The 14,127-nt window shown below is 53.2% G+C and carries 15 protein-coding genes and 1 tRNA gene; 6 read left to right on the top strand and 10 right to left on the bottom strand.

The genetic code is table 11. The features are described from left to right. Positions 1-41: 41 nt before the first annotated feature. The 4 genes from INT20_RS02060 to INT20_RS02075 all read right to left on the bottom strand — a co-directional run bounded on the left by INT20_RS02060 (position 42) and on the right by INT20_RS02075 (position 3,675). Complete coding sequence (locus tag INT20_RS02060) at positions 42-779, bottom strand: RNA methyltransferase (protein ID WP_193056362.1); 738 nt, start codon at positions 777-779, stop codon at positions 42-44. 159 nt (positions 780-938) lie between these two features. Next, positions 939-2,582, bottom strand: a complete 1,644-nt coding sequence (groL, locus tag INT20_RS02065; RefSeq protein ID WP_172116507.1) for a chaperonin GroEL — start codon at positions 2,580-2,582, stop codon at positions 939-941. Positions 2,583-2,640: 58 nt separating this feature from the next. Continuing rightward, entirely contained in the window at positions 2,641-2,934 is a 294-nt protein-coding gene (locus INT20_RS02070) for a co-chaperone GroES (protein WP_018916005.1), read from the bottom strand. 240 nt (positions 2,935-3,174) lie between these two features. Next, positions 3,175-3,675, bottom strand: coding sequence for an FxsA family protein (locus INT20_RS02075; RefSeq protein WP_193056363.1), 501 nt, complete (start codon positions 3,673-3,675; stop codon positions 3,175-3,177). A gap of 277 nt (positions 3,676-3,952) precedes the next feature. On the opposite strand from INT20_RS02075, the gene INT20_RS02080 reads away from it, so the two are divergent. Next, positions 3,953-4,714 (top strand): SDR family NAD(P)-dependent oxidoreductase, encoded by a 762-nt coding sequence (locus tag INT20_RS02080; protein WP_193056364.1) that lies wholly within the window; start codon positions 3,953-3,955, stop codon positions 4,712-4,714. Between the two features lie 32 nt (positions 4,715-4,746). Here INT20_RS02080 and INT20_RS02085 read toward each other — a convergent pair whose 3' ends face one another. Beyond that, positions 4,747-5,460: a ComF family protein gene (locus INT20_RS02085; RefSeq protein ID WP_226911994.1), complete on the bottom strand. Its 714-nt coding sequence runs from the start codon at positions 5,458-5,460 to the stop codon at positions 4,747-4,749. A gap of 87 nt (positions 5,461-5,547) precedes the next feature. On the opposite strand from INT20_RS02085, the gene INT20_RS02090 reads away from it, so the two are divergent. After that, a tRNA-Leu gene (locus tag INT20_RS02090) sits at positions 5,548-5,632 on the top strand. 33 nt (positions 5,633-5,665) lie between these two features. Here the strand turns inward: INT20_RS02090 and INT20_RS02095 are convergent. Beyond that, positions 5,666-5,809, bottom strand: a complete 144-nt coding sequence (locus tag INT20_RS02095; protein ID WP_193056366.1) for a hypothetical protein — start codon at positions 5,807-5,809, stop codon at positions 5,666-5,668. On the opposite strand from INT20_RS02095, the gene INT20_RS02100 reads away from it, so the two are divergent. The 4 genes from INT20_RS02100 (at position 5,808) to INT20_RS02115 (ending at position 10,009) form a co-directional block, all read left to right on the top strand. Continuing rightward, positions 5,808-6,437: a hypothetical protein gene (locus INT20_RS02100; protein ID WP_193056367.1), complete on the top strand. Its 630-nt coding sequence runs from the start codon at positions 5,808-5,810 to the stop codon at positions 6,435-6,437. The genes INT20_RS02095 and INT20_RS02100 overlap by 2 nt on opposite strands. A 228-nt stretch (positions 6,438-6,665) precedes the next feature. Beyond that, the gene (locus INT20_RS02105) at positions 6,666-7,640 is read left to right on the top strand and encodes a serine/threonine protein kinase (protein ID WP_193056368.1); all 975 of its coding nucleotides are present in this window, start codon (positions 6,666-6,668) and stop codon (positions 7,638-7,640) included. Positions 7,641-7,877: 237 nt separating this feature from the next. Beyond that, positions 7,878-8,429 carry a GTP cyclohydrolase I FolE gene (folE, locus tag INT20_RS02110; protein ID WP_087105567.1) on the top strand — a complete coding sequence of 184 codons (552 nt, stop codon included), beginning with the start codon at positions 7,878-7,880 and terminating at the stop codon, positions 8,427-8,429. 122 nt (positions 8,430-8,551) lie between these two features. Beyond that, on the top strand, positions 8,552-10,009 hold the full coding sequence (locus INT20_RS02115) for an NAD-dependent succinate-semialdehyde dehydrogenase (protein ID WP_193056369.1): 1,458 nt from the start codon (positions 8,552-8,554) through the stop codon (positions 10,007-10,009). A gap of 91 nt (positions 10,010-10,100) precedes the next feature. On the opposite strand, the gene purH is transcribed toward INT20_RS02115, so the two are convergent. The 4 genes from purH to prmA form a co-directional block, all read right to left on the bottom strand. Further along, a complete protein-coding gene (purH, locus tag INT20_RS02120) occupies positions 10,101-11,681 on the bottom strand; it encodes a bifunctional phosphoribosylaminoimidazolecarboxamide formyltransferase/IMP cyclohydrolase (RefSeq protein ID WP_193056370.1) in 1,581 nt (526 codons plus the stop codon). 49 nt (positions 11,682-11,730) lie between these two features. Then, positions 11,731-12,054 carry a DNA-binding transcriptional regulator Fis gene (fis, locus tag INT20_RS02125; RefSeq protein ID WP_087105564.1) on the bottom strand — a complete coding sequence of 108 codons (324 nt, stop codon included), beginning with the start codon at positions 12,052-12,054 and terminating at the stop codon, positions 11,731-11,733. After that, positions 12,051-13,091, bottom strand: coding sequence for a tRNA dihydrouridine synthase DusB (dusB, locus tag INT20_RS02130; RefSeq protein WP_193056371.1), 1,041 nt, complete (start codon positions 13,089-13,091; stop codon positions 12,051-12,053). The genes fis and dusB overlap by 4 nt, the downstream gene beginning before the upstream one ends. Before the next feature lie 88 nt (positions 13,092-13,179). After that, entirely contained in the window at positions 13,180-14,091 is a 912-nt protein-coding gene (gene prmA, locus INT20_RS02135; RefSeq protein WP_193056372.1) for a 50S ribosomal protein L11 methyltransferase, read from the bottom strand. Positions 14,092-14,127: the final 36 nt, after the last annotated feature.

Consider the following 14,127-nt stretch of genomic DNA (forward strand, 5'->3'; position numbering starts at 1 on the left):
CAACAAGGGCAGCCAATGGCTGCCCTTGTTGGTTTTAGCGCTTATGGCTGCTTCGGGAAGTGAACTTCAAAGGCGCTTAATAACCCGCGCAACAGAGAAAGCTCTTTTCGGCTTGGCTGGGCACGTGCAAAGAGCGCCTGAAGCTGCTCTTCGGTGCGCGCATGCGGCTGGGTAAGAAAACCACTTTGCTGCATCAAGCGGCCCAAGTGGTCCTGGAAATGCACAAACTGCTCGCGGCTGGGTGGGGTGGCGTCAAGAGGGCGCTGGTAAGTGAAGTCGTTACCAGCGCGTTTTCGCCAAGCGCGGTGGGTTTCGTAGGCGAGGATCTGTACGGCTTGAGAAAGGTTTAAAATGCCGTATTCAGGGTTGGCCGGTATGCTGACTTGATGCGTGCAGCAGCGAATCTCGCCATTGGTTAAGCCCGAACGCTCACGGCCAAAAACGAGTGCGACGGGGGCATTGGCCGCGTTTAAAATAACCTGTTCGGCCATTTCATCCGGCTCATCAAAGTGGGGAAGTGGCAGGCTGCGTAATCTGGCGCTTGCGCCAATCACTTGCACGCAATCCTGCACCGCTTCTTCAAGGTTAGTAACCACGCGGGCGTTTTCCAGCACATCCGTCGCGCCCGCTGCCAGTCGGGTGGCCTCTTCATCAGGGAAGCTTCGTGGGTTAACCAGTACCAGGTGGGTTAGTCCCATGGTTTTCATGGCGCGAGCGGCAGCGCCTATGTTGCCAGGATGAAAGGTTTGCACGAGTACAATGCGAATGTTGGAAAGCACGGTAATGATGACCTAAAAGCTGCCTAATAAAGGCGCTGATGGTAGCACGCTTTAACGCCGGGTACGCGTGGGCATTACGCAGGCGTTAAACGGCAAGAACCCCGCAAAGGCGGGGTTCTTGGTGACGCTAGGCGTCAGAGCGGTAGGCTCAGGGGTGCATCACATCATGCCGCCCATGCCACCCATTCCGCCCATGCCACCCATATCCGGTGCAGCTTCTTTCTCTTCCGGATCGTCAGCGATCATGCACTCGGTGGTGATCATCAGACCAGCAACGGAACCCGCAGACTGCAGCGCAGTACGGGTTACTTTTGCCGGGTCAAGAACACCCATTTCGAACAGGTCGCCGTACTCACCCGTTTGAGCGTTGTAGCCGAAGTTACCTTCGCCGTCTTTAACGCGGTTGATCACAACAGCGGCTTCTTCACCGGCGTTGGTAACGATCTGACGCAGCGGAGACTGCATAGCGCGCAGCGCCATGTTGATACCGTGGTTCTGATCTTCGTTATCGCCAGTCAAGCCTTGTACTTTGGCCATTACGCGAACCAGCGCAGTACCGCCGCCAGGCACAACACCTTCTTCTACGGCAGCGCGAGTAGAGTGCAGCGCGTCTTCAACGCGAGCTTTCTTCTCTTTCATCTCTACTTCGGTAGCAGCACCAACGCGGATAACGGCAACACCGCCTGCCAGTTTGGCAACGCGCTCTTGCAGCTTCTCTTTGTCGTAATCAGAAGTGGTATCTTCGATTTGCGCGCGGATCTGGTTAACGCGTGCTTCGATATCGTTCTCTGCACCAGCGCCATCGATGATGGTGGTGTTCTCTTTGGACATGGTCATGCGCTTGGCGGTACCCAGGTGATCCAGGGTCGCTTGCTCAAGTGTCAGGCCAACTTCTTCAGAGATAACGGTGCCGTTAGTCAGGATGGCGATATCTTGCAGCATGGCTTTACGACGGTCGCCGAAGCCAGGTGCCTTGGCCGCTGCTACTTTAACGATGCCGCGCATGTTGTTCACAACCAACGTTGCCAGCGCTTCGCCTTCGATATCTTCAGCGATGATGGCAAGCGGTTTGCCTTGCTTGGCAACGGCTTCCAGTACCGGGAGCAATTCGCGAATGTTGGAGATCTTCTTATCCACTAGCAGGATGTAAGGATCTTCAAGTTCAACCGCCATGGTATCCTGGTTGGTAACGAAGTAGGGCGAGAGGTAGCCGCGGTCAAACTGCATACCTTCTACGACTTCCAGCTCGTCTTCGAAGCCACGGCCTTCATCGACAGTGATAACGCCTTCTTTACCGACTTTTTCCATCGCTTCAGCGATGATTTCGCCGATGCGCTTGTCACCGTTGGCAGAGATAGTACCTACCTGAGCGATAGACTTGGTGTCGGTGCAGGGTACAGACATTGCCTGGATTTCTTTAACCGCTGCAGTAACCGCTTGGTCGATGCCGCGCTTAAGGTCCATCGGGTTCATGCCAGCCGTTACGCCTTTCAGGCCTTCAGCAACAATAGCTTGAGCCAGTACGGTAGCTGTCGTAGTACCGTCGCCCGCAGCGTCAGAAGTTTTAGACGCAACTTCTTTCACCATTTGTGCGCCCATGTTCTCGAACTTGTCTTTCAGTTCGATCTCTTTGGCAACTGATACACCGTCTTTGGTGACGGTCGGCGCACCAAAGGATTTGTCGAGCACAACGTTACGACCTTTCGGGCCCAAGGTAACTTTTACCGCGTTGGCCAGGACGTCAATACCATGCGCCATACGTTTGCGTGCGTCATCAGAAAACTTAACTTGTTTAGCTGCCATGTTCGTTACTTCCTAGAATCGAATTGTAAAAGGTGAAAGTAAGTAGTCGAGGCGATGATTAGCCTTCAACGACCGCCAGGATGTCGGCTTCGCTCATGATCAAGACTTCTTCACCGTCGATTTTTTGCTTCTCAACGCCGAAACCATCTTTGAAAATGACGCTGTCGCCAACTTTAACGTCTAGCGGACGTACTTCGCCGTTATCGAGAATGCGACCATTGCCTACTGCAAGAACTTCGCCACGCGTGGGCTTTTCTTGTGCATTGCCTGGCAGAACGATGCCACCAGCAGTTTTCTGTTCTTCTTCCACGCGACGAACAACGACGCGATCGTGCAAAGGACGGATTTTCATGCTCACGTTCTCCTGAGTATCGTCAAGGCCCGTATAGGGCAGATAGCTAAAACAAGATTCTCGAGGATGTCCCATCGAGAAATGAAGGTTCGCGACCTTCGTTGTTAATGGTGGCAATGTCACCATCGCCACCGAATTTGTATGCTGGTTCAAAAGTGGGGGCTTCAGTAGCCCTTTCAAGGGGGTGGCAGTGAAAAAAGTGTCTTTTGTTGGATTTTTTCTTGCTAATGCAGGCTAGCTTTACCGGGTGGTTTCATCACGGCTAATGAAATCGCCTTCCAGGGGAGTCTCTTTATGTGAGGTATTAGCATTGGAGTGGCTATTTTCGTGGTAAGCCGTGCCTTCACGACGATGCGTTTTGGTAGATTTTGCTTGCTCGCTATTCCTGCTGGTTTTTAAACCCAGCCACATTAATGCGTTGTACATAAGCTGCCGAGCGGTGGGGAGCAAGCAAGCAATACCCAGCAGGTCAGAAAGAAAGCCGGGCGCCATCAGCAAAGCGCCGCCGAATATAAGTGCCGCGCCGGTTAGGAGCTCGCTGGACGGTAGCTCTCCTGCTTGCATGCGCTGGCGGGCGCGGGAAAAGGTGGCCACACCCTCTTTACGAATAAGATGAAGGCCGATAACACCGGTTGCCAACACGAGCAGTAGGGTGGTTAATAAGCCTATTTGACTGCCAATCGAAAATAGCAAAATAAAATCGAGTAAGGTAAACAAGGAAATAAAAACAAGAATAGGCATGGCGGACTCCGTAACAGGCGTAATCGCTCATTATTGTGTCAAATATGCAAAAAACAAGCGCCCGCAGGTCTTTGCCGGAAAGCCCTTTACTGACAAGGCGGCGCTCCTGGATAAACTCGAATTTTGAATGCACGCTTACATTGCTGCAGTGCAGAATGGTGGGCAGTGAAAGGTCTTCGCAGCAAAGAGCAGGCCTTGGAAGTAAAGTATGAACTCAAGGCAGAAGGTTCGTCATCGAAAAATCAGCTATTGAACAGTACTTCTAAAGGAGTAACGGATGCAGTTAACCGATAAAGTCATTGCAGTAACGGGCGGGGCACGGGGATTAGGCTATGCCATTGCAGGGCGTTTGGGGCAGCAAGGTGCCGTGCTTGCACTGCTTGATAGGAGTGCTGAAGCGTTGGACCAAGCGGTCTCAACCCTTAAGTCACAAGGCATTCACGCCGAAGCGTTTGTCGTCGATGTTGCCGATGAGTCGTCAGTCATCACGGCGTTTGATGATATTGCGAAACGCATGGGTGCCATTAGTGGTTGCGTTAATAATGCGGGTATTACCGAAGATGCCTTGCTGGTAAAAGCACGTGATGGCCAGGTCGAAAAGCGCATGTCGCTAGAGAGTTGGCAGAAAGTCCTCAATGTTAATCTAACCGGCGTATTTCTATGCGGCCGTGAAGCGGCGACACAGATAATCAAGGCCGGACACGAAGGGGTGATTGTCAATATTTCGAGTATTTCCCGGGCTGGCAATGCGGGGCAAAGCAACTATGCCGCCGCCAAGGCGGGCGTTCATGCGTTAACCGTCACGTGGGGTAAAGAGCTTGCGCGCTATGGTATCCGCACCGGCACCGTGGCACCTGGGTTTATAGCGACCGAAATGACGGCGTCCATGCGCCCTGATATGTTGGAGCGGATCTCTTCAAGCGTGCCGTTAAAGCACTTGGGGGAGCCGGATGATATTGCCAAAAGTGTCGCGTTTATATTTGATAACGACTATTTTAGTGCGCGTATTATTGAGTGCGATGGCGGCTTGCGGCTTTAGTATCACCTGAGCTATCACTTGGCTTTTTTGCATCATCCTCTAGTGCCCAGCGGCGTCCTGGCGACTGCCCAGCTATCGATGCGTGTGGCACCTGCTTGTTGGGCAACGTTCGCTAATGCATTGATGGTTGCACCGGTAGTGATTACATCATCAATCAGCGTTATATGTGCTGGAAGTGGTGCTTTGATTGAAAAGGCTCCGTGTAAATTAGCCGCCCGTTCGTGTCGGTTTAAGCTACGCTGGGAAGCGACCAGCTTATTGCATTGAGCTTCCAGCACGACAAGGCCTGTACGCTTTGCCAGTTGCTCCGCCAACCATCGAGCTTGATTGAACCCTCGCTCGCGTGCTCGTTTGCGATGCATGGGGACTGCTACCAAGGCAGTGCCTGGGTCGTCGGGTATGCTCGCCAGCATAAGCTCTACCAGCAGCATCCCAGCACGAGGAGATGCCTTGAATTTGAAATCGTGCAGCAGCTCTTTAATCGATGCTTGAAAAAGCAAAGCAGCATGGGCGTGAGTGACCAGGGGCGGATCAAGCAAGCAGTGCCCACAGCGTCGTTGTGTTGGATGATCCAGGGGCTCGGCACATTGTTCGCAACTTGAAACGTTCCAGGGTAATTCAGTAAAACAAGTTTGGCACCAGCCTAAGCCTTGCCCCGCTGGCATTAAACAAAAGGCGCAGTAGCCCGGTAATGCCTTTTGAAGTTCCTTATGGGCCGCTTGCTGCCACGTTGACCTTAAACGCATACTGCTCCTGGAGTGCTTTTGAATAATTATGTTGGATGATAGCGTTGACTTTTGCACCGCATATATATAATATACGTCTCGTCTTCTGCGGATGTGGTGGAATTGGTAGACACGCTAGATTTAGGTTCTAGTGCCGTAAGGTGTGGGAGTTCGAGTCTCCCCATCCGCACCAATTACTTGTTATCTCATATTTATTGCTTAAATATCAATCGGCCAGCATCTGCTTGCCGATTTTTTTGTGTCTATTTTTCGCTACCCTCCTTCCTGCCCGCTTCCTGCCCGCCTGACTTTTGCTCGCGGTTGCGCTAGCTTGATATTTCATTATTGCTTTGAGAAGGATCTCAATCATGGGATGGCTCAATGAGCACGCCCAGGCAATTTCTGCTATTGCCAGCGTCCTTACCCTGTTTGTTTGGGTTTTCTATGCTCAGCTTCTTTATAACGGCTATGTTCGGCAGCGACGTCCGCGAATTATTATTAACCGGGGCAAGGGCGTTGGGCTGGAGGCCTTATGCTTAATAAGTAATATGAGCAATGAGGCTATCTATATTCAGCACCTGGTGGCTGTGCTGCATGCCCAGGAAAGAGATTACGAACTCGATATTGTTGAATACCAACAGCAGGGCGATGAAGAGCATGAAGCCGCTTTCCGTACCCACCAGGGCCCGCTTAATTCAGGTGATTACATTCATATTCAGTCATTTGACAGGATCCTGAAGCGGCTCCTTCAGCACTGGGATTTAAAAGAAGACACCATTAAACAGCAGAAACCTCTGCTTGAAATTCGGGTGATTGCCATCTATGGCTCAGAAGACATGCCGGTTGGCGCCGCACGCCATTTTCATCTTGATATTTCGGCTGAGCCCGCTCGACAGCTCAACCCTTGTGACGTGGATACACATCGTATGAATAGCAGGCGCGATCGTAAGCGGGTCTTAAGCTGGGCACAAAATATAGAAATACATAAAGCAGATTAGCCTGCTTTGTCATGTAAATTGCTCCAGGCTACACGGTTTAATGGCTTTGAGCCCTGCCATACAGGGGTTAAAGCTTTGCGCTGTTATCTTCGTACCCTTTTCCTCCGGGCGTTCCCCGAAGAAAGTGTACTAAAAGCAAAGGCTCAGTGCATCGATAGTGGGGCGTTCGTCAGAACGTTTCCATACAATAGTTGATAAGATAGGCGCCCCGTTATGCAGGAGCGATCCATGTCACATCCTTTTAGTGCGCTTTCGCCCGACACGGTTATGTCGGCGGCCGAATCGGTTGATATTTGGCCCGCAGGCGAGCCTTTTGCGCTCAACAGTTATGAAAACCGTGTATTGATGTTTCGTGATGATGATGCCCGTCACTGGGTAATCAAGTTTTACCGTCCCGAGCGCTGGTCGGATGCTGCGATTCAAGAGGAGCATGATTTTTTAAAGGAATTAAGCGAGGCCGGGGTGTCGGTTGTCGCACCCTGGCGTAATAGCGCGGGGCAGTCATTGCATCATTACGCAGCGTTTAGCTTTGCTCTTTTCCCCCAGTGTGCAGGCCAAGCGCCTGAGCTTGATAATCCTGAACACCTCTTTGCGCTGGGCGAAGTGTTAGGCCAGCTGCATAACGTATCGCAGCGCAAGGTATTTCAACACCGCCCGCGCTTGGAGCTGGAAAGCGGCATAGAAGAGGCACGACAGCGCGTTGTGGGCAGCCAATGGCTCGACAACTTTCAGCTTCGGGCGTATGACGCGGTGATTCAAAAGCTGCAGCATCGGTTGGCGTCCAAGGCGTTGGACCCAGCATCGTTAATACGTTGCCACGGTGATTGTCATTTAGGGAACGTACTGGGCCGAGATGAGCATTTTTCCCTGGTCGATTTTGATGACTGTGCGATGGCGCCCGCCATACAGGATATATGGATGTTGCTGCCCACTGATGAGCCGGATAGCTGGCGGGCGCAGCTAAGTGAGATTAGTGAAGGCTATGAGGAGTCACTACCGTTTCCTCATGAGCAGATGTCGCTCATTGAGCCGCTAAGAGCTTATCGCTTGATTCGGCATAGCGCCTGGTTGGTTTCGCGCTGGGACGATCCGGCGTTTCCGCGTGCCTTTCCCTGGATGGCAGATAGCGGATACTGGGATCAGCATATCCGTCAGTTAGAACAGCAGTGTTTACAGCTTGAGCGTCCTGTTTGGTTGGCTTAATAGATCTTTTGAACCCTCTGTTGTCGTAAAAATTATACGTTGAGCGCCTTAAAAGTCGTTGCGACGCTGCCACCGAGTGGCCAGGTACGTTAAAATAAACGCATAAATCGCCTTTGGTACGTTTAGTGGTTTCTGTATGCTTGGGCATTGTTTTGTAAGGTTGTTTTGCTTGCGTGCTGGTTACTTGATAAAGCAATAACGAGCGAGTGAGCGGGCACCGCTTTAATGAGAATGACTATGACCGACGATATCGCCCAGCACTATCGCCAAATTATTACCGCCCTTGGCGAAAACCCGGACCGCGAAGGGCTGCGGGATACACCAAAGCGTGCAGCCAAAGCCATGCAGTTTTTAAACGCGGGCTATCAACAGTCGCTGGAAGAAATTATCAACGGCGCGGTGTTTGAATCGAAGACCGATGAAATGGTGTTAGTAAAAAACATTGAGCTTTACTCAATGTGTGAGCATCACTTATTGCCGTTTATTGGCAAGTGTCATATTGCCTACTTACCTGATGGCAAGGTGTTAGGGCTTTCCAAATTTGCGCGCATCGTTGATATGTATGCGCGGCGTATGCAGATTCAGGAAAACCTGACCCGTGAAATTGCCGATGCCGTCCAGCAGGTAACCGGTGCGAAAGGGGTGGCGGTTGTCGTTGAGGCGCGCCATTTATGCATGATGATGCGCGGTGTTGAAAAGCAGAATTCGAGCATGTCGTCATCGGTAATGCTGGGTGGATTCCGTGACAACCCCGCGACGCGTCAGGAATTTCTAACGCTTATTAACTAAACGGATTTCTCCACGGCCAGGATGACCATATTTGCCAAACACTTGGTTAAATACGCCGTTTCGTCTTAGCATGAAAGCGTAAATATGAGCCCACAGGGCCATCCTTTGGCCAGGAGTCTGTCATGGAAGCGCTAAAAGAGACACAGCTGTATTGCCCCTTTGCCTATATTGACGGCAGTTGGGTAGCGGCTGAAAGTGGAGAACAAATTAACGTTATTAACCCCGCCACAGGCAAACCGGTGGGGGATATGCCGCGATTAGGTAAAGCTGAAACCGAGCGTGCCATTGACGCTGCTGATGCCGCTTTGCCTGCCTGGCGGGCATTGACCGCTCAAGAGCGGGCAGACATGTTGCTTAAGTGGCATGACCTGATGCTTGAGCATCAGCACGACCTTGCATTGCTGATGACCTATGAGCAGGGTAAACCGGTTAAAGAGGCTGAGGGCGAAATTGCTTACGCCGCCAGTTTTCTGCGCTGGTTTGCCGAAGAGGCGCGGCGTGTATATGGCGAGACCATTCCTGCAGCAAAAGCCAACCAGCGTATTGTGGTAACCAAGCAGCCGGTGGGTGTTGTAGGAGCGATTACTCCGTGGAATTTCCCCGCAGCGATGATCACGCGTAAAGCAGGTGCAGCGCTAGCAGCAGGTTGTACCATTATCGTTAAGCCCGCTAGCCAAACGCCTTTCTCGGCAACGGCGCTGGCGCTATTGGCTGAGCGAGCAGGGATACCCCGCGGCGTCTTTAATGTGGTGCCAGGCAGCGCCGCTGACATTGCTGAAGCGCTAACCCAGTCGCCCAAGGTGCGCAAAATCACCTTTACTGGCTCTACGGAAGTAGGCCGGACGCTGATGGAAAAAGCGGCGCAGCATGTGCAAAAAATATCGCTTGAGCTGGGCGGAAACGCGCCGTTTATCGTTTTTGAAGATGCTGACCTTGATGCCGCCGTTGAGGGCGCGATGGCAGCCAAGTTCCGCAATGCAGGCCAAACGTGCATTTGCACCAATCGGTTTTTAGTTCAGTCTAGTGTGATTAACGCGTTTTGCGAAAAGCTCGCGGTTGCCATGAACAGTGAGCTGCATGTTGGCGATGGTGCTCAGCCAGGCAACAATATTGGCCCGCTCATTGATGAAGATGGGGTCAAGAAAGTCAGCGAACACGTCCAGGACGCTATTGATAAAGGTGCTGAGTTGCTGCTGGGCGGTCATCCGCATCCGTTAGGCGGTAACTTCTTCACGCCTACGTTAATCAGCTTTGCCGATGCCAGCATGAAGGTTGCTCAGGAAGAGACGTTTGGCCCGCTAGCGGCGGTGTTCCCGTTCGACGACGAAGAGACCGCTATCGAAATGGCCAATGATACGCAGTATGGGCTGGCGTCCTATTTCTACTCCAGCGATCTTGCTCGTGTATGGCGTGTGGCTGACGCGCTTGAATACGGCATGGTGGGCATTAATACCGGGGCTATTTCCAATGCGTCGGCGCCGTTTGGCGGTGTCAAGGCGTCAGGGCTTGGCCGTGAAGGTGGTCATCAGGGGCTGGAGGAGTATCTGGAAACCAAGTATTTATGTATTGACCTTGGCTAGTGTCGGTTAAGGAATTCTGAGCATTATGTTCATAAAAAACCTCGCAAGCACTGCTTGCGAGGTTTTTATGGTGCTAGCGCTAAAGCACAGTTTAGTGACGGAAGTGGCGCATTCCGGTGAAGACCATGGCAATGCCCGCTTCGTTGGCAGCATCAATCACTTCCTGGTCGCGCATGGAACCACCAGGCTGAATAACGGCGGTGATGCCCGCAGCGGCGGCGGCATCAATGCCATCACGGAAGGGGAAGAAGGCATCAGACGCCATAACGGAACCAGGTACAGAAAGGTTCTCGTCGGCCGCTTTGATGCCCGCAATTTTAGCGGAGTACACGCGACTCATCTGGCCTGCGCCCACGCCAATGGTTTGGCCTGCTTTGGCATACACAATGGCGTTGGATTTGACGAACTTGGCAACGCGCCATGCGAACGCCAAATCTCGCAGCTCCTGTTCTGAAGGTGCACGCTTGCTGACCACAGTAAGCTCGTCGCGAGTCACCATGCCCTGATCGCGCTCTTGTACCAGCAAACCTCCGTTAACCCGCTTGAAATCAAAGGCGGGCTGGAGGTTGCCAGGCCAATGAGTGCTGACATCCAGTAGGCGGACGTTTTTCTTTTCAGCGATAATCGCAACGGCCTCATCGCTCACCCCGGGTGCAATAATGACCTCAACAAACTGACGGTCAACAATTGCTCGCGCGGTATCGGCTTCAAGCGGTGTGTTGAAGGCAATAATGCCGCCGAAAGCACTGGTAGGGTCGGTTGCAAACGCTTTGTCATAAGCCTCAAGCGCCGTAGAGCCGATGGCAACGCCACAGGGGTTAGCGTGTTTAACAATCACGCACGCCGTTTCATCAAACGCCTTGACGCACTCAAAAGCCGCATCGGTATCGGCAACATTGTTAAACGAAAGCGGTTTGCCTTGCAGCATAGTGGCTGTCGCAACACTGGGTTCAGATGCCGTAGGGTCAACGTAAAAGGCGGCCTGCTGATGCGGATTTTCACCGTAGCGCATGTCCTGCTTTTTATGCAGCTGAAGATTAAAGGTACGCGCGAAGGTGGCATCGCTCTCGCTGACTTTACGGCCCAAGTACTCGGCAATAGCGCCGTCGTAGCCCGCGGTGTGCTCAAACGCTTTAACCGCAAGGTCAAAGCGTGTGGCGGTGCTCACCAGGCCATCATTGGCGGCCAGTTCTTCAAGCACGCGCGTGTAGTCGTTGGCGTTAACTACGATGGTGGTGTACGCGTGGTTTTTAGCGCAGGCACGGACCATGGTGGGGCCGCCAATATCGATATTTTCGATGGCGTCTCCCAGGCTGCAGTCAGGTTTGGCAACAGTGGCTGCAAACGGGTAGAGATTAACCACGACCATATCAATCGGGGTGATATCGTTGTCAGCCATTACCGCGTCATCCTGACCACGGCGCGCCAGAATACCGCCGTGAATTTTAGGATGCAGCGTTTTCACTCGGCCATCCATGATCTCAGGGAAGCCCGTATGTTCGGATACTTCGGTGACCGGGATGGCGTTTTCCTGTAACAAGCGGAAGGTGCCGCCCGTGGACAGTAGCTCAATGCCGCGCTCGTTAAGGCTGCGGGCAAACTCAACAATACCCGTTTTATCGGACACGCTTAACAGCGCGCGGCGAACAGGAGTAGCGGTACTATCAACCATGAATAAGCTCGTGTGCAGAGTGGAACAATAAAACAACAACGCCCCATGGTTATGGGGCGTCACCTTCGATAAGACCGTAAATCTTGAGTTTCTTGCGCAGTGTACCGCGGTTTAATCCCAGTACATCAGCGGCGCGTGTCTGGTTGCCTTCGGTATGCTCCAGCACGCAGGCCAGCAGCGGCGCTTCTACTTCGGCCATCACCATGGCGTACAGGTCGGTGGCCTGACTGCCATCGAGATGCTCGAAGTAGCGGCGCATGGCAGACTCCACGGCCTCTCTTAACGGCTGCGGCGGGGCGCTTGCCGCTGGGTCAGCGAGCGTACCCGCTAGTCGCGAGGGTAACTCGCTAGAAAGAAGATCGCGTTCGTTCATGCAGCATGGGTTCCTTTGGCTAATAGACGCTTGTCTGCGTCAAACGCCATGGCGTCGTTAATCCAATCAAATTGTGTTTCAGGTGATGCCAGCGCATTGAATTGCTGTTTTAGCTCGCGGCGTTTTGTATCGCAAAAGCGCAGATCACTTTCGAGATACCAGCCAATATGCTTGCGCGCAATGCGTACACCCATTGTGTCGCCATAAAAGGCGTGCAGCGCCGCTACGTGCCCGACCAGCACGTGACGACGCTCCTCCAGGTTTGGCAAAGCCAACTGCTCGCCATGCTGTAGGTAATGGGTTATTTGCTTGAAAATCCAAGGATTACCCTGGGCGCCACGTCCAATCATTACCGCATTCGCGCCGGTATAGCGTAGGACATCGGCTGCTTTTTCAGGACTTGTAATATCACCATTGGCAATCACTGGGATGGACAGACACGATTTGATATCGGCGATCGTGTCGTACTCTGCCCAACCAGTATAGCGCTGTTCGCGATGTCGGCCATGAACGGCGAGCGCCTGAATGCCTGCATCTTCTGCCAATCGAGCAATTCGCACGCCATTGTTGGATTCGGCGCACCAGCCGGTACGGATTTTCAAGGTAACCGGCACATCCACCGCCTTGACCACCGCATCTAAAATATCGGCTACCAAGGCCTCATCGCGCAGTAGCGCTGAGCCAGCCGCCTTGTTGCAGACCTTTTTTGCCGGGCAGCCCATATTGATATCGATAATCTGAGCGCCCAGTTCGACGTTAAGCCGTGCCGCCTGGGCAAGCATTTGGGCGTCGCCACCGGCAATTTGCACGACCCGTGGATCGGGCTCACCCGTATGGTCCATCCGCAGTTGGGACTTTCGGGTATGCCACAGGCTGGGGTCTGAGGTGACCATTTCGCCTACTACCCAGCCAGCGCCCAGCCGCCGGCAAAGCTGGCGAAAAGGGCGGTCGGTCACGCCTGCCATCGGCGCCAGTATGACCTGATTGGGCAAGCTGTAAGGGCCGATAGATGTCGATTGTTGCGTGGCTAATGTCATGGAGTTTGCGCTGCTGGATAAGCGAGTAGGCGTTCAGGGGGGCGTATGATACGCCTACTCGGAAGCGGAATGAAGGCTGTTTCGAAGATTAACCGGGTCGATGGCCTGTTAGCCTCACCCAGCCTTCACGAATAACCGGTTCGTCCATCATTATGCCTTCTGCTTCGTAGGCCTTAAGTACGTCCTGGGCCTGGTTGGCAAGAATACCTGACAGCGCAAGAAGCCCCTGCGGCGCGACATGTCCCGCAATCGTTGGCGCCAACTCCACCAGGGGGCCGGCTAAAATATTCGCAGTGACAATCGGGTAAGGGCCGCCTGTTAACTGCTCCGGATAATAGAGCGCGAGATTTTGCTCTGCAATATGATTGCGTTCGGCGTTATCGCGGCTAGCCTGCAGCGCCTGAGGGTCAATATCCGTGCCATCGGCGTGCTGAGCACCCAGCTTAAGCGCTGCAATGGCGAGAATGCCCGAGCCGCAGCCAATATCCAGCACGTTCTTGTCGCCAAGCGTGCCCTCAACCGCTAACTGATCAAGCCATTCAAGGCACAGCGCAGTCGTGGGATGAGTGCCAGTGCCGAAGGCTAAGCCTGGGTCTAAAATTAGGTTGACTGCGCCTGATTCAGGCGGCGTATGCCAACTAGGAACAATCCATAAGCGCTGGCCCATCTGGAGCGGTTTGAAGTCATCCATCCACTCGCGTTCCCAGTCGCGGTCGGCCAGCAGCTCATACTCAATGGTGGGGCAGGATTCATCGGGCATTTGTTGCGCCCAAGCGCTTTCGATGCGGGCCAGCATGCTTTCCACGCCCTCCAAATCATCGTACAGGCCGGTCAGAATGGTGTCCTGCCAAAGCGGCGTGGTGCCGCGTTCTGGCTCAAAAACGGGGTCGTCATGGGCATCCTGAAGCCCAATGGCGGTAGCTCCCTCTTCAAGCAGTAGCTCTTCCAGAAGTTCAGCCTGTTCAGGCGCTACGTGGGCTTTGAGTTGCAGCCAAGGCATGGGAGTCTCCGCGGTAGGCATAATCGATAACGGGGT

Origin of the sequence: Halomonas citrativorans, assembly GCF_014898005.1 — a bacterium.
Taxonomy (GTDB): Bacteria; Pseudomonadota; Gammaproteobacteria; order Pseudomonadales; family Halomonadaceae; genus Vreelandella; species Vreelandella citrativorans.